Here is a 25,936-nt window from a genome sequence, read left to right as displayed (position 1 = left end):
TAACGCAATGGCATTGGCAATTTTCGATCTGGACGAAACTCTCATCCACGGCGACTGTGCATCGCTGTGGAGCGAGCAGATGGCCCGCCTGGGCTGGGTCGATGGCAAGGAATTCCTGCGCCGCGACCATGAGCTGATGGAGGCCTACGGCAAGGGCCACCTGCAGATGGAGGACTACATGGCGTTCAGCCTGGAGCCGATCGCCGGGCGCACCCTGGAAGAGGTGGAGCACCTGGTCGAGCCCTGGGTCGAGGACGTGATCGAGCCGATCATCTATGGCGATGCCTGCCGCTGCATCGCCGAGCACCGCCGCTTGGGTGACCGCATCCTGATCATCTCCGCCTCCGGCACCCACCTGGTCGGCCCTATCGCCGCGCGGCTCGGGGTCGAGGAGTACCTGGCCATCGAGCTGGAAGCGGTCAATGGCGTATACACCGGCAAGACCCACGGCGTGCTGACCTACCGCGAGGGCAAGATCACCCGCTTGCTGGAGTGGCTGGACCAGGAGCAGGAGAACCTGGAAGGAGCGAGTTTCTATTCCGACTCGCGCAATGACCTGCCGTTGCTGCTGAGGGTGGACCACCCCCACGTGGTGAACCCGGACCCAGTGCTGCGCGAGCATGCCCAGATCAATGGCTGGCCGATCCTGAGCTGGAGCTGAGGCTCCATTCGCGGCGGGCCGGAGCGCTGGACCGCCGCGAATGGAACGGCGCTGGCTAGACGAGGGTCTCGTCGATCACCAGCACCAGCTTGCCCGATACCTGGTTGCTGGCCAGTTCGGCAAATGCCGCCTCGGCGAGGGCCGCCGGGTAGCTGTCCACCAACTGCGGCTTGAGCCGCCCTTCGGCGAACAGCGGCCACACCTGCTGGCCGAGGTCGCGCAGCAACTCCGCCTTGAACGCATCGTCGCGGTTACGCAGGGTCGAACCGGTCACCTGCAAGCGCTTGCCCAGCACCAGCGCCAGGTCCAGCTCGACCTTGCGCCCGCCCATCAGGCCAATGATCACCCAACGCCCGTCACGCGCCAGCAGCTTGAGGTTGAGCGGCCCGTAGCTGGCGCCCACCGGGTCGAGGATCACGTCGAACGGGGCAAGGCCCTCCAGGTCGTCGAGGTTCTCGTTGCGCACCACGCCACCGCTCGCCCCCAGGCCCTGGCAGTAGGCCAGGCGGTCCCGGGAGCCGACGCTGACCCACACCGGATTGCCGAACGCCTTGCACAGCTGGATCGCCGCCGAGCCAACGCCGCTGGCTCCGGCATGCACCAGCACCTTCTCGCCGGCCTTCAGCCCGCCGAGCTGGAAGATATTCAGCCAGGCCGTGGCATAGACCTCGGGAATCCCCGCCGCCTCGTGCAGGCTCAGGCCTTCGGGCACTGGCAACACATGGCGGGCATCCACCACCACTTCCTCGGCCATGCCACCCCCGGCCAGCAGCGCACAGACCCGATCGCCCACACGCCAGTCGGCACCGGCGCCGACCTCTTCGATCACCCCGGCACACTCCAGGCCCAGGTAAGGGCTGGCACCCGGCGGCGGCGGGTACAGGCCCGCGCGCTGGAGCAGGTCGGCGCGGTTGAGTCCCGCGGCCGCCACCCGAATGCGTACCTGGCCCGCATCACAGATCGGGCGCTCGACCTCGCCCCACACCACATGTCCGTCAACGCCTTGCAATGCCTTCACAGTGCCTCCATAGTTGAGTCATGACTGAGCCTGGGATCGCCATGTCCCAGGCTTTTTGCAGTATGCGTCCGGCTCCTGTGGAACCGGCGAACGGAAAAGACGGCCTACTATGCGTGATCAATTGCCTTTACGTCGAATCAGCATGAAGCATTTCCTGCCCAGCACGGCCCTGGCCCTCATGATCGGCCTCGGCAGCCTGACGCTCGGTGGCAATGCGGCGGCCGCCAACAAATGGGACAGCCTGCAGCCCGACCGTGACGAGATCGTCGCCAGCCTCAACGTGGTCGAATTGCTCAAGCGCCACCACTACAGCAAGCCCCCCCTGGACGACGCCCGTTCGATCATCATCTACGACAGCTACATCAAGCTGCTCGACCCGTCGCGCAGTTATTTCACCGCGGCCGACATCGCCCAGTTCGACAAATGGAAGACCCAGTTCGACGACTTCCTCAAAAGTGGCAACCTCGACCCCGGCTTCACCATCTACAAACGCTACCTGGACCGGGTGAAGTCGCGCCTGGAGTTCGCCCTGGCCGAACTGGGCAAGGGCGTCGACAAGATGGACTTCAGCGTCCGTGAAACCTTGCTGGTCGACCGCAAGGACGCCCCCTGGATGAAGAACGAGGCCGAGCTCGACGACCTGTGGCGCAAGCGCGTGAAGGACGAGGTGCTGCGCCAGAAGCTGGCCGGCAAGGAACCCAAGCAGATCCAGGAAACCCTGACCAAGCGCTACAAGAACCAGCTGTCGCGCCTGGACCAGACCCGCGCCGAGGACATCTTCCAGGCCTACATCAATACTTTCGCCCAATCCTACGACCCGCACACCAACTACCTGTCGCCAGACAACGCCGAGAACTTCGACATCAACATGAGCCTGTCGCTCGAAGGCATCGGTGCGGTGCTGCAAAGCGACAACGACCAGGTCAAGATCGTTCGCCTGGTGCCAGCCGGCCCCGCGGCCAAGACCAAGCAGGTGGCCCCGGCCGACAAGATCATCGGCGTGGCCCAGGGCGACAAGGAGATGGTCGATGTGGTCGGCTGGCGCCTGGACGAAGTGGTCAAGCTGATCCGTGGCCCGAAAGGCTCGGTGGTGCGCCTGGAGATCATCCCGGCCAGCAATGCGCCCAACGACCAGACCACCAAGGTGGTGTCGATCACCCGCGAGGCGGTCAAGCTCGAGGAGCAGGCGGCGAAGAAGTCGGTGCTCAAGCTCAAGCAGGACGGTCGTGACTACAAGCTGGGGATCATCGAGATCCCGGCCTTCTACCTGGACTTCAAGGCCTACCGTGCCGGTGATCCGGAGTACAAGAGCACCACCCGCGACGTGAAGAAGCTGCTCACCGAGCTGAACAAGGAAAAGGTCGACGGCGTGGTCATCGACCTGCGCAACAACGGCGGCGGCTCCCTGCAGGAGGCCACCGAGCTGACCAGCCTGTTCATCGACAAGGGCCCCACCGTGCTGGTGCGCAACAGCGATGGCCGCGTCGACGTGCTCGAGGACGAGAACACCGGCGCCTTCTACAAAGGCCCGCTGGCGCTGCTGGTCAACCGCCTCTCGGCCTCGGCCTCGGAGATCTTCGCCGGCGCCATGCAGGACTACCACCGCGCCCTGATCATCGGTGGCCAGACCTTCGGCAAGGGCACCGTGCAGACCATCCAGCCGCTCAACCATGGCGAACTCAAGCTGACCCTGGCCAAGTTCTACCGTGTCTCCGGGCAGAGCACCCAGCACCAGGGCGTGCTGCCGGACATCGACTACCCGTCGATCATCGACACCAAGGAAATCGGCGAGAGCGCCCTGCCCGAGGCCATGCCGTGGGACACCATCCGCCCGGTGGTACGCCCGGCGGTGGACCCGTTCAAGCCGTTCCTGGCCGAGCTCAAGGCACGGCATGATGCGCGCAGCGCCAAGGATCCGGAGTTCGCCTACATCCGCGACCGCCTGGCCCTGACCCAGAAGCTGATGAACGAGAAGACCGTCAGCCTCAACGAACAGGAGCGCCGCGCCCGCCACGATGCGATCGAAGCCAAGCAGCTGGCGCTGGAGAACACCCGGCGCAAGGCCAAGGGCGAGGAGCCGCTCAAGGAGCTGAAGAAGGAAGACGAGGATGCCCTGCTGGCCGAGGAGGAAAACACCAAGCCGGAGGACGACGCCTACCTGTCCGAGACGGGCCGCATCCTGCTCGACTACCTGAGCCTGAACGCCCAGGTGGCCAAGCACTGAATGCGGGTCGACAGCGCGAGGGCGGAATGATCCGGCCTCGCGGTATCGGCAAACAAGAAGGGCCGGACGTGCGAACGTCCGGCCCTTTTTCTGGGTGCCCGCATCACGCCTCTTCGGGATAGCTGTACTCGAATACCCGAACCACTTCCGAGGCGTGCCAGGAGGCCGCCTCCATGCCGTCGACCGGTCCGGAGAAGCGCCCCAGACGCTCGACGCATTCGAAGAACCCCGTACGCGGCAACCGGCTGGCGCCCTGGCTGATCACCAGCGAACTGCGCAGCGGCTGGTCGGCCCGGGCATCGAGCACCGCCAGGTACTCCAGGGCAGCGGTCAGGGTCTGCATGGCCGGGCTGGGCAACTGCAGGCGCTCTAGCAGCGCGCGGTAGGTGAGCAGGTGGCGTTGACGGCGGGCCAGATCAAGCTCGCTCAGCAGGCTCTCCCAATGCTGGCGGCTGATCCTGACCTGGCTCATGACGGCTCGCTCCAGCCGGCAACGCCCAGGTGCCACGCCAGGCTGCGCAGGATCGCGGCATCTGGCTGGCGCTCGCCGGCCTCGATCATGGCCAGGTAGGCTGGGCTGATACCGACATTGCGCGCCAGTTGTTCTGGCGCCAGCCCCTTGGCCTGACGCAAGTGCGCCAGCTCGGCCAGGGAGGGCCGGCTGGTGCCTTGGCTGCTGCCGTCGACCGCCGCTGCCGCCTCGCTCTCCCCAGCATCGGCAGGCGCCTGTCCTGCGGCCTTGAGCAGTGCCTGGTACTGCTCCCAGGGAACGACGGCGTACTCGGGCTGACCGTCCCGGCTGATGACCTGAATACCCATTACCACCCCCTTACGTAGGATTACAGCATGTAATCCGTAGGCATAATCCTTATGCCAATTATATTACCAAGCTCGGGAGTCTGTGCAGTTCAAGCCAATTTCAGGGCGCACGCCGCTCCAGACGCAGGGCTTCGGGGGTATCCGGCAGGCGCTCGACCACCCGCAGCCGGTCGGGCGCCTGGCTGTCGCGCCAGGCCTTGAAGCGCGCCAGCTCGTCGGCCACGGTCTTCAGTACCCAGCCCAGCACGGCGATGTCGTCGAGCAGGCCGACGCCCAGCAGCCAGTCGGGAATGGCATCGAGGGGGCTGACGAAATACAGCAGCCCCGCCACCACGGTCAACAGGGCCTTGGGGCTGATGGCACGGTACTCGCCGCGCCACCAGGCCAGGCACAACGCCTGCAACAGGCGCACATCCTCGCGTAACTGGCCAAGCCGCGGGCCCTTGCGCGCCACGGCGAACAGCAAGGCTGGCAGCCGGCCACGGCTGAGCAGGCGCTCGGCCAGGGGCAGGAAGCGGGCGAAATTCCAGGGTGCGCTCATGGGGCCTCCAGATCGGCAGGAAGGTTATCCACATTTATTGTGGATAACCTTGTGAACAGGGTGCAGTTTCCGCCGCGAGGTGCCCATCGGGCAAGGGCCTCGCTCAGATCGGCCGTTTTTTACACAGTCGTTTCAGATCCGCAAACGATTTGCGTCAGAAACGTCCGAAGCACTCGCGTGAAAAGTCTACGCTGTTGTTCGGACAGTACAGGCCCCGTGAGGTTCGCGGGCGAGTCGGGCGCAGAAACGACGACGCCCCGTCAAAACGGGGCGTCGTGGCTGGAGCCAGGCTCAGTTGGCCGGTTCTTCGGCCTGCGGTGCCTCGCCTTCCGGATTGCTCGGATCCTTGATGCCGAGCAACTCCAGGTCGAACACCAGCACCGAGTTGGCCGGGATCAGCGGGCTCGGGCTCTGCGCGCCGTAGGCCAGGTCGGCCGGGATGTACAGCTTGTACTTCTCGCCGACGTGCATCAGTTGCAGGCCTTCGACCCAACCCGGGATGACGCCACTGACCGGCAGGTCGATCGGGCTGCCACGCTCGACGGAGCTGTCGAACACCTTGCCGTCGATCAGCTTGCCTTCGTAGTGGACGGTGACCACGTCGGTAGGCTTGGGCTGCGGGCCGTCGGCCTTCTTCACCACTTCGTACTGCAGGCCCGAGGCGGTGGTGACCACGCCTGGCTTCTTGCCGTTTTCCTCGAGGAACTTCTTGCCAGCGGCAGCGGCTTCCTCGCTGGCCTTGGCCAGGCGCTCCTCGGCGCGCTTCTGCAGGGCGGTGAAGGCTTCGACCAGCTCTTCGTCCTTGATGCGCTGCTCCTTCTTGCCGACCGCGTCCTCGATGCCAAGGGCCACCGCTTTCGAATCAAGGTCTTCCATGCCTTCCTGAGCCAGGCTCTTGCCCATGTTCAGGCCGATACCGTAGGAGGCTTTCTGTGCCGGAGTCTTCAGCTCGACGCTGCTGGTCTGTGCGTCGCAGCCCGCCAGGACCAGGCCAACCAAGGCAACCGCAGCCGCCAAACGATGCTGTTTCATGCTATTTCCTTGTTCATGCGCCATGAGGGCAATCAGGGTAAAGCCGCGAGCTTATCAGGCTGCCACGACCAATGGCTACCGGCATAGGAACGGCCTGCGGGCGAGAAGTTCAGCGGATGAAGGCTTGTTCATCCGGCGGTGCCAGCGACGTGTTCAGGGATAGTGCCCGTCCCTGTACTGCGCCGCGACCTCCCGCAGCACTTCGCACACCCACTGCGCCGGCAGGCTCTGCGCCAAGGCGGCGTTACGACAGATCCCCACCGAACCGCCAGGCTCGCGCACGCCCAGGTCGAGTTCGGCCAGCTCGCCGCGCCCGAGATCGATCAGGACGGCGTCACGGGGCGCCACCCAGACCGCATCGCTACCCAACAGGTAGCGCCGGCTCAAGGCCAGGGACAAGGTTTCCAGGCGTTGCGCCGGCAGTTGTATCCCGCACTGCACGAACAGGCTGTCGGCATGCTGGCGAATGGTGGTGCCCGTCGGCGGCAAGACCAGCGGGTAGTCACCGACCCGGGCGCGCTCCACGGGCTGGCGCGCCAGCAAGGGGTGCCCTGGCCGTACCACCAAGGTCATCGATTCGCTGTACAGGTGCTCGAACGACAGCCCCTGGATCTGCGGGCTGTCGGTCATGCGCCCGACCACCAGTTCCAGCTCGCCCAGGCGCAACTGCCCGAGCAACTGGGCGCTGGCACCGGTCACCACGCCGACCACCAGGGCCTCGTGCCGCTGGTGCAGGCGACACAGCACCTCGGGCATCAGCAGGCTCTCGACCGTCGACAACACGCCGATGCGCACCTGCGACGGCACCCGGGCCTCGCCGCGCAGGGTGCTCACACCATCGCGCAGGGCTTGCACGCTGGGCCCGGCATAGCGCATGAAGCGCACCCCCGCCGGGGTCAGCTCGACCCCTTGGCGGGAACGCTCGAACAGCCGCGTCTCGAGCAGGTCCTCGAGCTCCTTGAGGGTCTTGGAAATCGCCGGTTGGCTGATCGCCAGCATGTCGGCCGCCCTGGCCAGGCTGCCCTGCCGGGCAATCTCCAGGAAACACAGCAGGTGGCGATACTTGATACGGGTATCGAGGTTCATGCCCGGCAGCTTGCAGCGTCGCACCGTACGCTGCAAGAGCAGGCTGAATCGTTCAGACCGCCAACTCCACCGCCTCGCCCTTCAAACGCACCGGCCACACGCGCAGCGCCTGGGTCGGGTCCTCCAGGCAGCGCCCGCTTTCCAGGCTGAAATGCTGCTTGTACAAGGGCGCGGCGACCACCAGTTCGCCCTGCAGGCTGCCCACCAGCCCACGGCCGATGACATTGGCCCCCGAACGCGGGTCACGGTTGTCGATGGCGTACAGCGGCTGCGCCTGCCCCGGCAGGTAGAACAGCGCCACCTGGGCGCCCTCGTGCCAGACCACCACGCCGGAATCGGCGACCAGGTCCTGGACATGGCAGACCGCCTGCCAGTTGGGTTGTTGGACGACAGCGGCATTGGACAGGTTCATCAGACAGCCTCCTCGATGGTGGGGATCAGGTGCAGGGGGGCAACGGGCCGGCGCTGCTCGCGCTCGCGGACGAAATGCACGTCCGGGTCGGCGCGCCGGTCGTTGACGAAGGTACGAAAACGCTTGAGTTTCTCGGGGTCTTTCAGGGCGTTGGCCCACTCGCATTCGTACTGGTCGACCACATGCTGCATCTGCGCCTCCAGTTCGGCGGCCAGGCCCAGGCTGTCGTCGAGGATCACCGCCTTGAGGTAATCCAGGCCGCCCTCCAGGCTCTCGCGCCAGACCGAGGTACGCTGCAGCTTGTCGGCGGTGCGGATGTAGAACATCAGCACCCGGTCGATCAGGCGCACCAGGGTTTCGTCATCGAGGTCGGTGGCGAACAGTTCGGCATGCCGTGGACGCATGCCGCCGTTGCCGCACACGTACAGGTTCCAGCCCTTGTCGGTGGCGATCACACCGATGTCCTTGCTCTGCGCCTCGGCGCATTCGCGGGTGCAGCCGGACACGGCGAACTTGAGCTTGTGCGGCGAGCGCAGGCCCTTGTAGCGCTCTTCCAGGCGCAGGGCCATGCCGACGCTGTCCTGCACGCCATAGCGGCACCAGGTGCTGCCGACGCAGGACTTGACCGTGCGGGTCGACTTGCCATAGGCGTGCCCGGTCTCGAAACCGGCCTCGATCAGCTCGCCCCAGATCAGCGGCAGCTCGTGCAACTGGGCGCCGAACAGGTCGATGCGCTGGCCGCCGGTGATCTTGGTGTAGAGGTCGTATTTCTTCGCCACCTGGCCGATCACGATCAGCTTGTCGGGGGTGATCTCGCCGCCAGGAATACGCGGCACCACCGAGTAGGTACCGTTCTTCTGCATGTTGGCCATGAAGGTGTCGTTGGTGTCCTGCAACGGCACCAGGGCCGGGTCCATGATCGGCTGGTTCCAGCACGAGGCGAGGATCGAACCCACCGCCGGCTTGCAGATGTCGCAGCCGACATGGCCCTCGCCATGGCGCGCGAGCAGTTCGTCGAAGGTTCGGATGCCCTCGACCCGCACCAGTGCATAGAGCTCCTGGCGGGTATGGGCGAAGTGCTCGCACAGGCGCTTGTCGACGGCGATGCCACGGGCTCCCAGCTCGTGCTCGAAGACCTGCTTGAGCAGCGCCGCACAGCCGCCGCAGCCAGTGGCGGCCTTGGTGCAGCCCTTGACCGCCGCCAGGTCGGTGCAGCCACTGTCGATGGCCGCGCAGACCGCTCCCTTGCTGACGTTGTGGCAGGAGCAGAGCGTCGCGCTGTCGGGTAGCGCATCGGCGCCCAGCGCCGGTGCGCCACCCCCTTGCGGCAGGATCAGGGCCGCTGGGTCAACCGGCAGGGCGATGCCGTTCTGCACGTACTGCAGCAGGGTGTCGTAGTAGCTGTTGTCGCCCACCAGCACCGCACCGAGCACGCGCTTGCCGCTGGCGTCCACCACCAGGCGCCGGTAGGCGGCATTGGCCTCGTCGATGAAGCGGTAGCTGCGCGCGCCCGGCGTGGCGCCATGGGCGTCGCCGATGGAGCCGACGTCGACACCCAGCAGCTTGAGCTTGGTCGACATATCGGCCCCAGCGAAGGCCTCGGCAGGTTCGCCGAGCAAGCGCGCGGCGAGGTTGCGGGCCATGGCGTAGCCCGGCGCTACCAGGCCGAACACGCTGCCGTTCCACGAGGCGCATTCGCCGATGGCGAAGATCCGCGGGTCGCTGGTGCGGCATTCGCCGTCGATCACCACACCGCCGCGCGGGGCGATCTCCAGGCCACAGGCGCGGCCCAGGGCATCCTGGGGCCGGATGCCGGCGGAGAACACGATCAGGTCGGTCTCCAGGGACTCGCCACCGTCGAAGTTCATGCGGTAGCGATAGTCTTCCCCGGCGGTGATCGACTGGGTGGCCCGGGCCAGGTGCACGCCCACGCCCAGCGCCTCGATGCGTGCACGCAGCGCGGCACCGCCCTCGCCGTCCAGTTGCACCGGCATCAGCCGTGGGGCGAACTCCACCACATGGGCTTCCAGGCCCAGGGACTTGAGCGCGTTGGCGGCCTCCAGGCCGAGCAAGCCGCCGCCCACCACCACGCCGCGACGGGCCTCGCCGGCGGCGGCGCGGATGGCATCGAGGTCGTCCAGGGTCCGGTAGACCAGGCGCGCGGCACCGCTGGAGCCCTCGATCGAGGGCACGAAGGGATAGGAGCCAGTCGCCAGGACCAGCACGTCGTAACCGTAGCGCCCCTCGGCGGTGACCAGCTCGCGGCGCTCGCGGTCGATCTCCAGGACCGCCTCGCCCAGGTGCAGGTGCACGCCATGGCGGTCGTGGTACCCCGCCTCGCACAGGGCCAGGGCCTGGGCGTCGCTGCCATTGAAGTATGCCGACAGGTGTACCCGGTCGTAGGCGTGCTGGCGCTCCTCGCCGAACACCCGCAGTTCGAAGTGCGCCAAGGCACCGCGCTCGACCAGTTGCGCCATGCAATGATGACCGACCATGCCGTTGCCAACGATGACCAATCGTTGCCGTTGTCCGCCGTTCTCTGTTGCCTTCATCGCCGATCCTCGCTCACGGTTCGCGGGGCTACCCGCGCTCAAGACGAAAAAAAACGCCTGGAGCCGAAGCTCCAGGCGCCTTTGCCTGTACTCATCAGTGTGAGGCCCCTGCGGGTCGCCGTTGACCGGCGGGGCGTGTTGTAACCTTCTCAAAGCAGGGAGCGTGCCAAGCGCTCAACCCAGGACTTGCAGCGCCCCTGTGGAGGAGCAACCGAATGCTCGTTGACGATATCGAACCATTGCGGTGCGCCTCTCCCCATCCCGGTGCATTTCAGTACACGTCGCGCCGGTAGCGCTTGTCCCTGCTCAGCGCCTCGACATAGGCATCCGCCGCCTCCGCGCTCATGCCGCCCTGCTCGGCCACCACCTGGCGCAACACGGCATCGACATCCTTGGCCATGCGCTGGGCATCGCCACAGATGTAGAAATACGCCCCCTCCTCCAGCCAGCGCCACAGCTGCGCGCCCTGCTCGAGCATGCGCTGCTGGACGTAGATCCTGGCCTGCTGGTCGCGAGAGAAGGCGGTGTCCAGGCGCAGGTGGCCGCTGGCCTGCCAGGCCAGCAACTGGTCGCGGTAGTAGAAATCGCTCGCCTCGTGCTGCTCGCCGAAGAACAGCCAGTTGCGCCCGCTCGCTCCACGCGCCTGGCGCTCTTCGAGAAAGGCGCGGAACGGCGCGATGCCGGTGCCGGGGCCGACCATGATCACCGGGGCGCTGTCATCGTCCGGCAGGCGGAAGTGCTTCGACACCTGGGGAAAGATCGCCACCTCCAGCCCTTCGGCACGGTCGGCGAGGAAGGTCGAGCACACGCCCTTGCGCGTGCCATAGCGCACCGTGGAAACGGTGAGGTGGACCTGCCCAGGATGAGCCGCAGGGCTGGAACTGATCGAGTACAGGCGCGGCTGCAACGGCTTGAGCAGGGCCAGCCAGTCGGCCAGCGGCAAGTCCTGGGGAAACGCACGCAACACGTCGGCCAGTTGCCGCCCCCACAGCCAGTCGCCCAGCGCGGCTTCCTGCCCTGGCTGCAGCAGGCGCTGCAGGTCGTCGGCGCAACGGCTGAAGACCTCCAGTTGCGGGCGGGTGACCCGGGCGATCTCCAGGTGCCGCTCCAGGACGGTCGCCAGTGGCATGGCCGGATGGCCCTTGAGCTCGACCGGTGTCTGGCCGTCGAGCTTCATCAGCGCCAGCAGCTCCTCGACCAGCGCCGGGCAGTTGCGCGGCCACACCCCGAGAGCGTCCCCAGCCTGGTAGGTGAAATCGCTGCCGCTGAGGTCGAACACCAACTGGCGAGTTTCCTTGCTGGCGCCCGGGCCATTGAGCAGGCGGTTCTCCAGCAGCCTGGCTGGCCAGGGCTGCTGCTTGCTGTAGAGGGACACCGGGGCCGACACGGGGGGCGCCGGCGGAGCTGCCGGGCTGCCCAGCTCCGGCAGCAGGGCGTCGAGCCAGGCGCTGAAGGCCTCGTCGAACTCCGGCTCGCAGTCGACCCGCGACAGCAGGCGCCGAGCGCCGAGTTCGGCAAGGCGCTGGTCGAGCCGGCGGCCGAAGCCGCAGAACTGCGCGTAGCTGGAGTCGCCCAGGGCCAGCACGGCATAGGGCAGCTCGGCACAGTGGCTGCCCTCCTCGCCCTGCAAGGCCTGCCAGAACGCCGCGCCGCTGTCGGGGGCCTCGCCGTCGCCGAAGGTGCTAGCGATCAGCACCACGCTGGCGGCCCCTTGCAACTGACGAGGGCTGACCGCCTCCATGCAACTGAGCTCGACCGCCAGGCCGGCATCGCGCAGGCGCTGGGCGCAGCGTTCGGCCAGGGCTTCGCCGTTGCCGGTCTGCGACGCCCACAGCACCCGGTGGCACGGTGCCTTTGGCAATGCCGCCGGCAGCTCCGCCGACTGCGTCGCCGGCTGCGCGAACAGGCCGGCCAGCAGGCCATCGACGAACAAGCGCTGGGCCGGTGACAGCGGCGCGGCGTCCGGCAGGCTCGGCACCGCCTGCCTGGCCTGGCCCTGCTCCAGGCCAAGCAGGAAGCCCTGCAGGTAATGACGCTCCTCGTCGGCCAGGACGGGCGTGGGCAGGGTGTCCAGGCCAAGCAGGCGGGACAGGGTGGCGGTCGGCATGCTGGCAGGCTCCGCGGTGATGGCTGGGGTCAGTTCAAGGGCCTCGATGCGTTCTCCCGCGAGCCGCTCCAGGGCCACGGCGCAGTGTTTGAAGGCCGGTTGCAGCGAGACAGGGTCCACCGCGTCGCAGGTCACGGCGTTGATCGCCAGTTGCTCGCCATACAGGTCGTTCCAGTGAAAGGGCGCAAAGCAATTGCCCGGCATCACCCGCTCGCTGATCCGCGCCGGCAGCACGGCCTGGCCGCGACGCGAGCGGATCGCCACCTGGTCCTTGTCGGCGATGCCCAGGCGCTTGGCGTCCTCGGGGTTGAGCTCGACGAAGGGCCCAGGCTCGAGCTTGTTCAGGTTCGGTACCTTGCCGGTCTTGGTCAGGGTGTGCCACTGGTGCTGCACGCGCCCGGTATTGAGCACCAGCGGAAAGTCCGTGTCGGGCAGTTCGGCCGGTGGCAGCCAGGGGCGGGCGAAGAAGTGCGCCTTGCCGCTGGCGGTGGGGAACGCCAGCGCCGGCAGCTCGCCCTGCTCGTCGCGCAACAGCTGCTGGCTGACGCCGTCGTTGCGATAACGCAGCGGGCTGCGGTCGTCCTCGCGCCCCGGTGCACAGGGCCACTGGCGTGGCTTTTGGCGCAGCTCGGGATAGCCGATGCCGCGCAGGTCGTAGCCGGTGGCGGGGTTCCAGAAACGGCGGATCTCGTCGTACACCGCCTCGGCGTCGGGGTAGTCGAAGGCCTCGGCGTAACCCATGGCACAGGCGATACGGGCGATGATCTGCCAGTCAGGCAGGCTCTGGCCGGGAGGCTCGACGGCCTGGGGCATGAGGGTCAGGTTGCGCTCGCTGTTGATCATCACCCCCTCCCCTTCGGCCCACAGGGCGGCAGGCAGGAGGATGTCGGCGTAACGGTTGGTCTCGGTGTCGAGGAAGGCATCCTGGCTGATCACCAGCTCCGCCTGGCGCAGGCCATCGATCACCTGCTGGCGGTTGGCGACACTGGCCACCGGGTTGCTGCAGATGATCCAGCAGGCCTTCACCGCACCGGCTTTCATATGCTCGAACAGCGCCACGGTACCCTCGCCGCCCTCGTTGCGCAGGCTACCCGGGGCCAGGCCCCATCGCTGCTCGACGAACGCGCGGTCGGCCTCGACCAGCGCCGAACGCTGCCCCGGCAGGCCTGGCCCCATATAGCCCATTTCCCGCCCGCCCATGGCATTGGGCTGGCCGGTCAGCGAGAACGGGCCGCTGCCAGGACGGCAGAGGGCGCCGGTGGCCAGGTGCAGGTTACACAGCGCATTGGTGTGCCAGGTGCCGTGGATGCTCTGGTTCAGGCCCATGGTCCAACAGCTCATCCAGTCGCCCGCGGTGCCGATCCACTCGGCGGCCTGGCGGATGTCGGCCTCGGCCAGGCCAGTGATGGCGGCGACCCGCGCCGGGGTGTAGTCCTCGAGAAAGGCCGGCATCGCCTCCCAGCCCTCGGTGTGGCGGGCGATGAAGCCGGTGTCGGTCTTGCCGTCCTGATGTAGCAGGTACAACAGGCCATTGAGCAGGGCCAGGTCGGTGCCCGGACGCAGTTGCAGGAACAGGTCGGCCTTGTCGGCGGTGGCGCTGCGCCGGGGGTCGACGACGATCAGCCTGGCACCGGCCTTGACGCGATCGAGCAGACGCAGGAAGAGGATCGGGTGGCAGTCGGCCATGTTCGCACCGATCACCAGGAACACCTCGGCATGCTCGAAGTCCTGGTAGCTGCCGGGCGGGCCGTCGGCGCCCAGGGAGAGCTTGTAGCCACTGCCCGCGCTGGCCATGCACAGGCGCGAGTTGGACTCGATGTGGCGGGTGCGGATGAAGCCCTTGGCCAGTTTGTTGGCCAGGTACTGCGCCTCCAGCGACATCTGCCCGGAAACGTACAGAGCCACGGCGTCCGGGCCATGCTCGTCGATGACCCGCCGCAGGCGCCCGGCGGCCTGATCGATGGCGCGGTCGATGGCGTCGCGTGCCGGCTCCTGGTGGCGCTGCTGGCGCACGTAGGCATGCTCCATGCGCCCGGCAGCGCTCAGCGGCAGGTGCGCCGTCAGGCCCTTGGTGCACAGGCGGCCGAAGTTGCTCGGGTGCTGTTTGTCGCCGCTGATCTTGCTGACCTTGCCGTCGACCACAGACATGACGATGCCGCACCCTACCCCGCAATACGGGCAAACGCTGCGCACCTCGCTGCTGCTCATCGGTCTGTCTCCTGCCCGAATGAACGAAAAAAGCGCCGGCCGCCCCGGCCTGCTGGAGCAGGAGGGGCAACACGGCGCCTTTGTCGTGAAGAGGATGTGGGCCATCGGCGTTGATGGCCTGGATGGACGAGCTGCAGCAAAAGGCGGGCCAGTGGGAGGGCGAGGCTGTGAAGCGTGCTTTGGGGCCGTTTCGCGCCCCAGCACTCGCCTATGGAAACCCCGATACCGCACCATCCTGGTGACCCGCGCACCAAGCGGTGGCACCTGCGATCCTCATGGGGATATCCTGAACACCCCTATCGATCGAGATCCGCCCCTGCCCCCATGTCCCAGGTGATCCTCAAGACCCCCGCCCAACTCGACCTGATGCGCCGCGCCGGGCAACTGCTGGCTCAGGTTTTCGCCCACCTCGACGGCTTCATCCGTCCCGGGGTGACCACCCTGCAGATCAACGACCGCGCCGAGGCGTTCATCGTCGAAACGCTCAAGGCACGCCCGGCGAGCAAGGGCCAGTACGGTTTCCCCTACGCCCTCAACACCTCCGTGGACCACGTGGTCTGCCACGGCGTGCCGAATGCCGACGAGGTGCTAGGGGAAGGCTCGATCGTCAACGTCGACATCACCCTGGAACAGGGCGGCTACATCGCCGACTCGTCGAAGATGTACTGCCTCGGCCCGGTCAGCGACGAGGCCCGGCGCCTGGTAGACACCACCTACGCGGCGCTGTGGAAGGGCATCGAGCAGGTCCGTCCGGGCGCCACCCTCGGCGATATCGGCCATGCCATCCAGGCCCATGCCGAAGCCGCCGGCTACAGCGTCGTGCGCGAATACTGCGGGCATGGCATCGGCCGGCAGATGCACGAGGCACCCGAGGTGCTGCACGTGGGCCAACGGGGCATGGGCATGAAACTCAAGCCTGGCATGGTCTTCACCATCGAACCGATGATCAACCAGGGCGGGCGCGGCACACGCACCCTGCGCGATGGCTGGACGGTGATCACCCGCGACCGCGCCCTGTCGGCGCAGTGGGAGCATACCGTGGCGGTCACGGGCCAAGGCTTCGAGGTGCTCACCCTGCGTGAAGAGGAACGGGCCTTGCGCCAGGACGTCGTCTGATCAGGAGCCCGCTCATGGATGAACACGCACAGCGCTGGCTGCATGCCCTCTCGGCGCCCATGGCCGCCCTCAACGGCGCCAGCTATACCGCCGCCGAGTACTTCGAAGGCGAAGACCAGACCGACCTGGAACGCGGCTGGGGCATCAACGACCGCAGCCAACTGCTGGACACCCTGCACATGGCCGACAACGGCCACGCCACGGAGCTGAGCGAAGCCTACTGGCAATTCCAGCGCTGCCTGCCCAGCCAATGGCGCAGCTTGCTCGACGGCCTGCCGCTGCGCGAACGCATCAAGTTCGAATATGCCGCGCGCACCTTCCCCGATTGCGGCCCCGGCGGTACCCGTGCCTGGGACCTGGGGCGCATGGGTTTCTTGCTGCGCGCCGGGGTGAAGAAGGGCCTGGTCAGCCGCGACGAGAGCCTCTACCTGCACCATCGCCTGGCCCTGCGCGCGCGCCACTACTACAACCGCTGGGACAGTTACCTGGCCGGCTACCTGTTCGGCAAGGCCTTGTGGAATGTCTCGCAGAGCAGCGACGAAAGCCTCGCCGCCGACCTCGAGCGCCAAGGCAGCGAGCACTGGAACCGTTGCATCGTGCTCAACCTGCGGCTCGGCGCCAGCAGCCTGCTGCGCAGCCTGCCCTGGGACCTGCCGCTGCCCGAACCGCAACGCCCCGCCTCGCTGGAAGAGGGCTGCTGGTCATGAGTTGCTGGATTCACCTGGGCCTGGAGCCGACCCACGACCTGGACGCCATCCGCCAGGCCTACCGCCGCCAGTTGCCGGCGCACCACCCGGAATCCGACCCGGAGGGCTTCCAGGCCCTGCGCGCAGCCTATGAGCAAGCCCTGCGCCTGGCCCGCGAAGGCGCAGCGTCGAGCCTGGAGGAACGAGCGCCAGACCACGACGATACGCAACGCCATCCGGCGCTGGCGGCCTTTCACCGCTTGCTGGAGGAGCCCACCCAACGCTTCGATCCCCAGGCTTGGCAGCGCTACATCGCCGAACTCGACGAGTTGCCGCTGGAGACGCTGGAAGACCTCGGCCGGCAATTGCTGGCGCTACTGCCCAACTGCGGGCCGCTCGGCCACCGCTGCGCCAACCTGCTGGCCCGGCGCCTGGGCTGGGCCGAGCAGGTGCTGCGCCTGCCCAACCCGCAAGAGGTGGAGGCCCTGCTGCAACGCCTGGAAGAGCCAGACCCGTTCGACACCGGCCTGATGCGCGACTGGCCTCCCACCGCGCAGTTGGAAACGCTGTGGTACTTCCGCAGCCTGGAGTACTGCTACCAGAACCGTCCACTGTTCGAGTACGAGCAATTCGCCAGTCTGCATACCTGCCTGGCGATCCCTGACGATGAAGCCCTGGTGCAGCGCCTGCTGGTGCAATTCAGCCAGGCCGGGATCGCCAGCCGCACCCTGCATGGGCTCCTGCTGGAACGGCAGCGCCTGGCCCCGGACGATCCCGACCTGCTCTACCTGCTGGCGCGCCAGGCCGATACCCTCGGCGCGCAGGAGCAAGCCCTGGACTGCTGGCTGCGGCTGTGGCGCGAGCAGGCGCACCCCGAGGCCGAACGCTGGCTGCTCGACCTGTGCACCCGGCTCCAGCCCCAGCGCCTGCCCCTGCTGATCCAGGCCTTCGACCGACAGGCCAGGCCCACTACCTGGCCCGACGACCTGGCCGATCCGGCGCAGGCCTGGGGCAGCCCGGCGCAGAGCCCGCAGACCCTGGCGCGCTGGTCACAAGCCGCACGCCTGGAACTGGACGGCATCGCCGGCCGCTTCGTCGAGTGGCGCCTGGATGGCGACGACGAACTGCCACTGCTCGCCTGGCTGCTGGAGGACCAGCAGGACCACGCGCTGCACCGCCTGTACCGGCATGCTTGGGCCTTGCAGCGGGGAGAGGCCGGCCTGCTGCGGCAGGTCCTCGCCGAGCCTGTCGGCGAAGATGCCCTCGACGCCTTGATCCTGGAAGGCTTCCAGCGCCAGGCCGAACAACAGTTGCACTGGCTCGAGCACTCGCCGGTGGTGCAGGCCCTGGTGCGCGCCTGCGCCAGCGACGACCCGGCGCCCATGCTGCCCGAGGCGCTCGACGAGGTCGACATTCACCCGGTGTGCCGCGAATGGCTGCGGCGCATGCGCCCCTACTCGGCCATCGCCCTGCAGCGGCTCAACGACCACTTCCAGATGCAACGCATGTTCACCGCCCCCTTCGCCATGGATGTGCAGGCGTTGCTGACCGAGCAGGCGCTGCTGCCGGCGCCGCCCGACGACGACGAGGCCTTGTGGGGCTGGCACCGGCAGAACCTGTTCATGCTCGCCCTGGTGCTCGACCCTGCCCGCTGGCTGGCGCTGGTTTCGCCGACACTGCTCACACAGCTGGCGTTTCCCGCCGGGCACCCCTGCGCCGCCTTGCACGACCTGCTCCTGCACCTGCAGCGCCAGGACGAAACCGACCACCTGCTCGGTTGGCTGGACGGCCATGATCCACTACAGCGCATCGTCAGCGCACGCCTGCTCGACCTGCACCAGGCGCTGGCCAGCGACAGGCTGCCGAGCAACCTGCAACTGCATGCCTGCCTGGAACACTGCACACCGCTGCTTGACGGGCATCGGCTCCACCAGATGCTGTTGTACGCCGTGCTCTACCACGACCCCAGCCTGGACAGGGCGCAACGCCAGCGCATGCTGGAACGGCTCGAAGGCCTGGATGCGGGCAGCGAGTTGGCGCTGCGCTTTCGCGACAGCCTGGTCAAGGGCACGCCCGTCTTGTCTGCGCGGGATGCCAGGGCGCTTGGCCTGGGCTTGGAATACGACCTGTTGCGCAGCGCCCTGAACAGCCTGCGCAGCCTGGCAGGCCAAGGCCTGGATGGCATTCCACGCCACCGTACCCTGCGGGCATTGCAACGGGGCAAGGACGATCCGAACCTCGATCTCGGCCTGCGTTGTGCCCTCACCGCCCTGCTGTCGTGGAGCGAGCGCCTGTTGTTCAAGTTCGCGCAGACGCCCCCGACACCGGCCTGGGAGCTATGGAAACTGCGCAGCCGCCTGGATCGCAGCAACTTTGCCCTGCAATTGCTGCTGTGCCTGTTGGCGGCCCCCTTCTATACCACGCAGCCCGCGGTGCTGCCGGTGATCGCCCTGGTGCTGATCAGCGCCTGCCTGCGCCGCCTGCGCGACATGGGGCGTGGCGTACCGTCGCTGCTGGTGCTGATGGGGGTCAGCCGGTTGTTGCCGTTCGCCGTGCTGGTGCTGCTCGGTCTTGGAGGTGATCCGTTGCCTAACCGCTATGGCATCACCGCGAGTAGGCAGGATGTTCTGCAGTACGGGCTGCAAGCGGCGTTGCGGCGCTAGGTCTGCGTTCTTCACCGCCCCCGGGGCTGCTTTGCAGCCCCAGCCCCCCTTGACCGACCGGCATTGATCCCTGGGCCTTGGCTTTCAGTAACGCAGATCGTCCAGCGCCTGGCTCAACTGCTGGCGCTGCCGGTTGATCTCGCCAGCCTGCTGGCTGGCCAGCACCGCATTGAAGGCATCCAGCCAACTGCCGATCAACTCGCGCTCGTCGCCCAGGCTCTGCATCCAGGCCCGCTCCAGGCGCGCCAGCAGGGTGCGGTTGGGCAAGGCGTCGCGGGGGTGGATCTTCAACCGCGCCAGGCGCTCATGGCTGGCCTGGCGGGCCTCGGCGTCAAGGCCAGTGGGGCTGCGGTCGATGCTGTGGCTGTGCTTCTGGCCCGTTTCCAGGAAGGTCACGTCCACCTCCAGCAGGCCATTGATGTCGTAGCTGAAGCGCACGTCCAGCGACTGCACCTGCCCGGTCTGCTGCAAGGGAATCTCGAAACTGTCTACCAGGATGTTGTCGCGCACCCAGGGGCGCTCGCCCTGGTACACGTCGATGCGCACGCTTTTCTGCTGCGGATGACTGCTGTAGAAGCGCTGCACCTTGGAGGTGGGGATGACCGTGTTGCGCTCGATGATCGGCGAAAAGGCGCCGGACACCTCCTCGCCACGCTGGGACGCCACGCCCAGGGTATAGGGGCAGACGTCGGTGAGAATCAGCTCGTCGATGGCCTGGTCACGGGCCTTGCAGGCGGCCTGGCTGGCAGCGCCGAGGGCGACGATGGTGTCCGGGTCGAGATGACGGTACGGCAGACGGCCGAACAGCTTGGCCACCAGTTGCTGGATCTGCGGCATGCGCGTGGCACCGCCGACCAGCACCAGGCTGTCCAGCTCGCGCGGGCTCAAGCGGGCATCGCGCAGAGCCTGTTCGATGGGCGCTCGCACCCGGGCCAGCAACGGTGCCCAGATCGACTGCAGGCGCGTCTCGTCGAGCGTCCACTCGCGCAGTTGGCCATCGCCATTCCAGCCCAGGGTGCGCTTGCCCTCGCCCAGGTCATGCTTGAACTGCTCGATGGCGTCATGCAGGCTGGCCAGCGCCTGGGGTTCCAGGCCCTCGGCCTCGAGGCCCCAGTCGTGCAGGCAGGCGGCCAGCAAGGCGTCGGTGAAATCCTCTCCGCCCAGGTAGTTGTCGCCGGTGGAGGCATGCACCTCGATCAGCGGCAGGGCGTACTCCAGTACGGTGACATCGAAGGTGCCGCCGCCCAGGTCGAATACCAGCGTGCGCTCGAATGCCTGTTCATGCAGGCCATAGGCCATGGCCGCGGCGGTCGGTTCGTTGATCAGCCGCTGTACCTTCAGCCCCGCCAGCTCCGCGGCGAACACCGTGCGCTTGCGCTGCTCGTCGCTGAAATAGGCCGGCACCGAGATCACCGCCTCGCTCACCTGGCAGCCGAGGTAGGCCTCGGCATCCTGCTTCAACGCGCCCAGCACCAGGGCGGAGAGCTCCTCGGGGCTGAAGCGGTGCTCGCCCAGCTCGAAACGCTTGTCACTGCCCATGAAACGCTTGAAGGCCGCAGCGGTGCGCTGCGGGTGGGTGGTCAAGCGCGCACGGGCGGCCTTGCCCACCAGGATGCTGCCATCGTCGTCGACGCTGACCACCGACGGCGTCAGTACATCGCCCAGGGCATTGGCGATCAAGCGTGCCTGGCCATCCTGCCAGACGGCGATGAGGCTATTGGTGGTGCCCAGGTCGATGCCCAGGAGCGGGGTTGGCTGCGCGGGGGATGGAGAGGTACTGGCATCCTGCATGGTCGGTCTCGTGCTCGCGGTGAAGAACCGGAACGCGACCTGCTGGCCGCATCCGGCGGACAGGAAGGATTCTGACGCAATGCCATAAACAAAAAAAGCGACCTCAAGGTCGCTTTCTTTGTGGCTTCCGGGTGTTCAGTGGGCCCTGGAAGCTGGAATATGGCGCAGCGGACGGGACTCGAACCCGCGACCCCCGGCGTGACAGGCCGGTATTCTAACCGACTGAACTACCGCTGCGCTATACATCGAGATTGGTGGGTGGTGACGGGATCGAACCGCCGACCCTCTGCTTGTAAGGCAGATGCTCTCCCGGCTGAGCTAACCACCCTTCGTCTCGGTGTGGCGCGCATTCTACGGAGGACCCGCCACCCTGGCAAGCACTTTTTTCAAATTTTTTTTGAAGCCTTTCAAAGACCTAGCATCACTGCCCTTTTCCTGGCGATTAATGGCTGCTGGCCCTCTGACAGGGGTGGTCGCAAACCGTCACTCGGAGAATAATGCCCGCCTTATGCATTAAGGAGAGATTCCCCCTCATGTGGTTCAAGAACCTGCTGACCTACCGCCTGACCCAGGATGTCCCGTTCGAGCCCGAAGCACTGGAAGCCGCCCTGGCCAGCAAGCCGGCCCGCCCCTGCGCCAGCCAGGAGCTGACCACCTATGGTTTCGTCGCCCCGTTCGGCAAGGGCGAGGACGCGCCGCTGGTACACGTCAGCGGTGACTTCCTGCTGATCGCCGCACGCAAGGAGGAACGCATCCTGCCCAGCAGCGTGGTCAACGATGCGGTCAAGGAAAAAGTCGAGGAGATCGAGACCGAGCAGATGCGCAAGGTCTACAAGAAGGAACGCGACCAGATCAAGGATGACATCATCCAAAGCTTCCTGCCCCGCGCTTTCATCCGTCGCTCGATGATCTTCGCCGCCATCGCCCCGCGCCTGGGCCTGATCCTGGTCAACTCGGCCAGCGCCAAGCGCGCCGAAGACCTGCTCTCGACCCTGCGCGAGGTCATGGGCTCGCTGCCGGTGCGCCCGGTCACCGTGAAAACCGCCCCGAGCGCGACCATGACCGACTGGGTCAAGTCCCAGGCGCCGGCTGCGGACTTCTTCGTCCTGGACGAGTGCGAGCTGCGCGACACCCATGAAGACGGCGGCATCGTGCGCTGCAAGCGCCAGGACCTGGCCAGCGAGGAGATCCAGCTGCACCTGGGCACTGGCAAGGTGGTCACCCAGTTGGCCCTGGCCTGGCAGGACAAGCTGTCGTTCGTGCTGGACGACAAGACCGTGATCAAGCGCCTGAAGTTCGAGGAGCTGCTGCAGGAGCAGGCCGAGCAGGATGGCGGCGAAGAGGCCCAGCAGCAGTTCGATGCCAGCTTCACCCTGATGATGATGACCTTCACCGAGTTCCTCCCGGCGCTGTTCGAGGCCCTGGGCGGCGAAGAGATTCCCCAAGGGGTTTGACGGCAGCTGCAAGCTGCAAGAAAAAGCCAAAGCGACAGCACAGAGCTTCGAGAACATGCGGAATCGAACGGCCACACCGTCCCGCTTTTACTTGCAGCTTGAAGCTTGAAGCTGAAACCGGAGATTTCCCCCCATGCGTGCCCTGGCCGCCTTCAGCCGCTTCGTCGGCAACACCTTCGCCCTGTGGGTGCTGGTGTTCGCCTGTCTGGCCTTCCTTCAACCCCAGTGGTTCATCGCCCTGAAGGTGGCCATCGTGCCGCTGCTGGGCCTGGTGATGTTCGGCATGGGCCTGACCCTCAAGCTCGACGACTTCGCCGCCCTCGCCCGCCAGCCCTGGCGGGTGGCGCTGGGGGTGGTGGCGCACTTCGTGATCATGCCGGGCATGGCCTGGTTGCTGTGCCAGCTGTTCCACCTGCCAGCGGAGATCGCCGTGGGGGTGATCCTGGTCGGCTGCTGCCCGAGCGGCACGGCCTCGAACGTGATGGTCTGGCTGTCGAAGGGCGACCTGGCCCTGGCAGTGGCCATTGCCGCGGTGACCACACTGCTGGCACCGCTGCTGACCCCGGCGCTGATCTGGTTCCTGGCCTCGGCCTGGCTGCCGGTGTCCTTCATGGACATGTTCTGGTCGATCCTGCAGTTGGTGATGCTGCCGATCGTCCTCGGCGTGCTGGCCCAGCGGGTACTGGGCGCGCGGGTGCAACTGGCGGTGCAGGTGCTGCCGCTGGTGTCGGTGGTGAGCATCGTCATGATCGTCTGCGCGGTGGTCGCGGCCAGCCAGGCGAAGATCGCCGAGTCGGGCCTGCTGATCATGGCCGTGGTGATATTGCACAACAGTTTCGGCTTCCTGCTCGGCTACCTGACCGGCAAGTTGTGCAAGCTGCCGCTGGCCCAGCGCAAGTCGCTGGCGCTGGAAGTGGGCATGCAGAACTCCGGGCTGGGCGCGGCACTGGCGGCGGCGCACTTCTCGCCGCTGGCAGCGGTGCCCAGTGCGCTGTTCAGCGTGTGGCACAACATCTCCGGGGCGGTGCTGTCGACCTGGTTCCGCCGGATGGAAGAGCCCGGCGCTCCTGTAGAGGCCGAGCCGGCCAGGCATTGATGGGCTGACGGCACCGGCCTGTTCGCGGCAGCCTGATCCACACGTCCGGTGTTCTCCACTGTGCCGGAACAGGCACCGCAGATCCGCCCGACTTGCCCTACCCATGGCAAATGTGCACTATAGTGCGCACTGTGAGGACGACCTCACGACGCACCGCGTGACCATTCCGGGGACGGCCCCATCCTTGAAAACGATGGAGGCTCTCATGTCCTGGATCATCCTGTTCTTCGCCGGCCTGTTCGAAGTCGGCTGGGCCGTAGGCCTGAAGTACACCGACGGTTTCACCCGTCCCCTGCCCACCGTACTGACCGTCGCCGCCATGGCCGTGAGCCTGGGTCTACTGGGCCTGGCCATGAAGGAACTGCCACTGGGTACCGCCTATGCCATCTGGACCGGCGTCGGCGCCGTCGGCACGGTGATCGCCGGGATCATCCTGTTCGGCGAATCCATGGCCCTGGTGCGCCTGGCCAGCGTGGCCCTGATCGTCGCCGGCCTGGTCGGCCTGAAGGTCAGCACCGGCTGACCCACTCCCCTTCCCTCAACGCTGGTCGCCGCGCAAGGCCATGACCTTCTCGCGCAGCACCTCTGGCTGCGCCGCCTCCACCGGGATGGCGGCGCCAGCCACAAGGGTCACCCGCGACCACAGGCGCCGGAAAAAGCCCTTGGCCGGATCGCGGCTGAAGAAACTGCCCCACAAGCCCTGCAACGCCAGGGGAATCACCGGTACCGGGGTTTCCTGGAGGATGCGGTTGACGCCCCCCTTGAACACGTCGATCTCGCCATCGGAGGTCAACTTGCCCTCCGGGAAGATGCACACCACTTCACCCGCGGCCAAGTACTGGGCGATACGCGCGAAGGCCCGCTCGTAGGTGGCTTCGTCCTCGCTGCGGCCAGCGATGGGAATCGCCCCGGCGGTGCGGAATACGAAGTTGAGCAGCGGCAGGTCGTAGATCTTGTAGTACATGACGAAACGCACCGGCCGGCGGATCGCCCCCCCGATCAGCAGCGCATCGACGAAGGACACATGGTTGCACACCAGCAACGCTGGCCCCTCGTCGGGAATACGCTCCAGGTCCCGATGCTCGACCCGGTACATGGAATGGCTGAGCAGCCAGATCATGAAGCGCATGGTGAACTCAGGGACGATGCGGAAGATATAGGCGTTGACCGCGATGTTGAGCAGCGACACCACCAGGAACAACTGCGGGATGCTCAGTTGCGCCAGGCTCAGCAGGACGATGGTGAGGATCGCCGAGACCACCATGAACAGGGCATTGAGAATGTTGTTGGCGGCGATCACCCGCGCCCGCTGGTCCTCGGGGGTACGCGCCTGGATCAGGGCATACAGCGGCACGATGTAGAAACCGCCGAATACCCCCAGGCCTACGATCGACACCAGGATCCACCAGGCCTGGCCCATGCCCAGCAGGGCCAGCCAGTCATGCGGCGCCTCGCCGGCTGGCACGTCGCCGGAGTGCCACCACCAGAGCAGGCCGAACAGGGTCAGGCCGAACGAGCCGAACGGCACCAGGCCGATCTCCACCTTGCGGCCGCTGAGCCGTTCGCACAGCAGCGAGCCCGCCGCGATGCCCACCGAGAACAGCGTCAGCACCAGGGTCACCACGGTTTCGTCGCCGTGCAGCCAGTCCTTGGAATAGGCCGGGATCTGGGTCAGGTAGATGGCCCCGACGAACCAGAACCACGAGTTGCCGACGATCGAGCGCGAAACCGCCGGCGTCTGCCCCAGGCCCAGGCGCAGGGTGGCCCAGGACTGGCGGAAGATGTTCCAGTCCAGCTTCATCTGCGGGGCCGCTGCCGCGGCCCGAGGGATCCAGCGACTGGCCAGGTAGCCGAGCACCGCGGTGCCCACCACGCCCCCCGCCGCCACCGTGGCGTAGTGGGTGGACGACATCATCACCCCCGCGCCGATGGTCCCGGCGAGGATCGCCAGGAAGGTCCCCATTTCCACCAGGCCGTTGCCGCCCACCAGTTCCTCCTCGCGCAGGGCCTGGGGCAGGATCGAGTATTTCACCGGGCCGAACAGCGCCGAATGGGTGCCCATGGCGAACAGCGCCAGCAGCATCAGCTCCAGGTGGTGGGTGACGAAGCCCGTGGCGCCGATGGCCATGATGACGATCTCGGCCAGCTTGATCGCGCGGATCAGCGCGTCCTTGGCGAACTTCTCGCCGAACTGCCCGGCCAGGGCCGAGAACAGGAAGAACGGCAGGATGAACAGCAAGGCGCAGAGGTTGACCCAGATCGAGCGGTCGCCTTCCAGGCTGAGCTTGTAGAGGATCGCCAGGATCAACGACTGCTTGAACAGGTTGTCGTTGAAGGCACCCAGCGACTGGGTGATGAAGAACGGCAGGAAACGCCGCTTGCCGAGCAAGGTGAATTGCGAGGGGTGACTCATCGTCCTTGTTCCTGGGGGCTTTTGTCATTGGAGGCCCGCAGGCCGCACAGAGCCACA

Annotated in this window: 19 protein-coding genes and 2 tRNA genes; 8 read left to right on the top strand and 13 right to left on the bottom strand. The window is 66.7% G+C overall.

All coding sequences use genetic code 11. The annotated features are described in order from the left end of the window. The first annotated feature begins 7 nt into the window (after window positions 1-7). Window positions 8-661 carry an HAD family phosphatase gene (locus tag WCE05_RS03445; protein WP_225788266.1) on the top strand — a complete coding sequence of 218 codons (654 nt, stop codon included), beginning with the start codon at window positions 8-10 and terminating at the stop codon, window positions 659-661. Window positions 662-716: 55 nt separating this feature from the next. On the opposite strand, the gene WCE05_RS03440 is transcribed toward WCE05_RS03445, so the two are convergent. Next, entirely contained in the window at window positions 717-1,679 is a 963-nt protein-coding gene (locus WCE05_RS03440) for an NAD(P)H-quinone oxidoreductase (RefSeq protein WP_225788267.1), read from the bottom strand. A 142-nt stretch (window positions 1,680-1,821) separates the two neighbouring features. On the opposite strand from WCE05_RS03440, the gene WCE05_RS03435 reads away from it, so the two are divergent. After that, window positions 1,822-3,903 (top strand): carboxy terminal-processing peptidase, encoded by a 2,082-nt coding sequence (locus WCE05_RS03435; RefSeq protein ID WP_225788268.1) that lies wholly within the window; start codon window positions 1,822-1,824, stop codon window positions 3,901-3,903. Between the two features lie 103 nt (window positions 3,904-4,006). On the opposite strand, the gene WCE05_RS03430 is transcribed toward WCE05_RS03435, so the two are convergent. From WCE05_RS03430 to WCE05_RS03395, 8 genes are all read right to left on the bottom strand, one after another. Next, complete coding sequence (locus tag WCE05_RS03430) at window positions 4,007-4,375, bottom strand: hypothetical protein (RefSeq protein ID WP_225788269.1); 369 nt, start codon at window positions 4,373-4,375, stop codon at window positions 4,007-4,009. After that, window positions 4,372-4,722, bottom strand: a complete 351-nt coding sequence (locus WCE05_RS03425; protein ID WP_225788270.1) for a helix-turn-helix transcriptional regulator — start codon at window positions 4,720-4,722, stop codon at window positions 4,372-4,374. Before WCE05_RS03425 ends, WCE05_RS03430 begins: the two co-directional genes overlap by 4 nt. Window positions 4,723-4,822: 100 nt before the next feature. Next, window positions 4,823-5,263, bottom strand: coding sequence for a YkvA family protein (locus tag WCE05_RS03420; RefSeq protein WP_225788271.1), 441 nt, complete (start codon window positions 5,261-5,263; stop codon window positions 4,823-4,825). Between the two features lie 291 nt (window positions 5,264-5,554). Then, entirely contained in the window at window positions 5,555-6,295 is a 741-nt protein-coding gene (locus WCE05_RS03415; protein WP_225788272.1) for an FKBP-type peptidyl-prolyl cis-trans isomerase, read from the bottom strand. Window positions 6,296-6,448: 153 nt separating this feature from the next. After that, window positions 6,449-7,381: a pca operon transcription factor PcaQ gene (pcaQ, locus tag WCE05_RS03410; protein WP_253081100.1), complete on the bottom strand. Its 933-nt coding sequence runs from the start codon at window positions 7,379-7,381 to the stop codon at window positions 6,449-6,451. Window positions 7,382-7,433: 52 nt separating this feature from the next. Beyond that, window positions 7,434-7,793 (bottom strand): nitrite reductase small subunit NirD, encoded by a 360-nt coding sequence (gene nirD / locus WCE05_RS03405; protein ID WP_368815445.1) that lies wholly within the window; start codon window positions 7,791-7,793, stop codon window positions 7,434-7,436. Continuing rightward, window positions 7,793-10,345, bottom strand: a complete 2,553-nt coding sequence (nirB, locus tag WCE05_RS03400; RefSeq protein ID WP_368815444.1) for a nitrite reductase large subunit NirB — start codon at window positions 10,343-10,345, stop codon at window positions 7,793-7,795. Before nirB ends, nirD begins: the two co-directional genes overlap by 1 nt. 271 nt (window positions 10,346-10,616) lie before the next feature. After that, a complete protein-coding gene (locus tag WCE05_RS03395; protein ID WP_368815443.1) occupies window positions 10,617-14,660 on the bottom strand; it encodes a molybdopterin-dependent oxidoreductase in 4,044 nt (1,347 codons plus the stop codon). A 324-nt stretch (window positions 14,661-14,984) separates the two neighbouring features. Between WCE05_RS03395 and map the strand changes: the two genes are divergently transcribed. The 3 genes from map to WCE05_RS03380 are packed head-to-tail and all read left to right on the top strand — an operon-like array spanning window position 14,985 to window position 19,125. Beyond that, a complete protein-coding gene (gene map / locus WCE05_RS03390; protein ID WP_225788277.1) occupies window positions 14,985-15,776 on the top strand; it encodes a type I methionyl aminopeptidase in 792 nt (263 codons plus the stop codon). 14 nt (window positions 15,777-15,790) lie between these two features. Continuing rightward, the gene (locus WCE05_RS03385) at window positions 15,791-16,483 is read left to right on the top strand and encodes a DUF1266 domain-containing protein (protein WP_253081104.1); all 693 of its coding nucleotides are present in this window, start codon (window positions 15,791-15,793) and stop codon (window positions 16,481-16,483) included. After that, window positions 16,480-19,125: a molecular chaperone DnaJ gene (locus WCE05_RS03380; protein WP_368815442.1), complete on the top strand. Its 2,646-nt coding sequence runs from the start codon at window positions 16,480-16,482 to the stop codon at window positions 19,123-19,125. The genes WCE05_RS03385 and WCE05_RS03380 overlap by 4 nt, the downstream gene beginning before the upstream one ends. Before the next feature lie 84 nt (window positions 19,126-19,209). Here the strand turns inward: WCE05_RS03380 and WCE05_RS03375 are convergent, their stop codons facing one another. The 3 genes from WCE05_RS03375 to WCE05_RS03365 all read right to left on the bottom strand — a co-directional run bounded on the left by WCE05_RS03375 (window position 19,210) and on the right by WCE05_RS03365 (window position 21,244). Beyond that, entirely contained in the window at window positions 19,210-20,916 is a 1,707-nt protein-coding gene (locus tag WCE05_RS03375) for a molecular chaperone HscC (protein ID WP_253091401.1), read from the bottom strand. 160 nt (window positions 20,917-21,076) lie between these two features. Beyond that, window positions 21,077-21,153, bottom strand: a tRNA-Asp gene (locus WCE05_RS03370). A 15-nt stretch (window positions 21,154-21,168) separates the two neighbouring features. Further along, a tRNA-Val gene (locus WCE05_RS03365) sits at window positions 21,169-21,244 on the bottom strand. Window positions 21,245-21,449: 205 nt separating this feature from the next. Here WCE05_RS03365 and rdgC point away from each other — a divergent pair. The 3 genes from rdgC to sugE all read left to right on the top strand — a co-directional run bounded on the left by rdgC (window position 21,450) and on the right by sugE (window position 23,989). Next, window positions 21,450-22,370: a recombination-associated protein RdgC gene (rdgC, locus tag WCE05_RS03360; protein WP_225788281.1), complete on the top strand. Its 921-nt coding sequence runs from the start codon at window positions 21,450-21,452 to the stop codon at window positions 22,368-22,370. 133 nt (window positions 22,371-22,503) lie between these two features. Next, complete coding sequence (locus WCE05_RS03355) at window positions 22,504-23,466, top strand: bile acid:sodium symporter family protein (RefSeq protein ID WP_225788282.1); 963 nt, start codon at window positions 22,504-22,506, stop codon at window positions 23,464-23,466. A gap of 205 nt (window positions 23,467-23,671) precedes the next feature. Further along, window positions 23,672-23,989, top strand: a complete 318-nt coding sequence (gene sugE, locus WCE05_RS03350) for a quaternary ammonium compound efflux SMR transporter SugE (RefSeq protein WP_225788283.1) — start codon at window positions 23,672-23,674, stop codon at window positions 23,987-23,989. A 15-nt stretch (window positions 23,990-24,004) separates the two neighbouring features. Here the strand turns inward: sugE and WCE05_RS03345 are convergent, their stop codons facing one another. Next, window positions 24,005-25,879, bottom strand: a complete 1,875-nt coding sequence (locus tag WCE05_RS03345; protein WP_225788284.1) for an MFS transporter — start codon at window positions 25,877-25,879, stop codon at window positions 24,005-24,007. Window positions 25,880-25,936 lie beyond the last annotated feature (57 nt).

This window comes from Pseudomonas sp. I2 (genome assembly GCF_040984075.1).
GTDB lineage: Bacteria > Pseudomonadota > Gammaproteobacteria > Pseudomonadales > Pseudomonadaceae > Aquipseudomonas > Aquipseudomonas guariconensis_B.
This window is presented reverse-complemented; position numbering and strand designations above follow the sequence as displayed.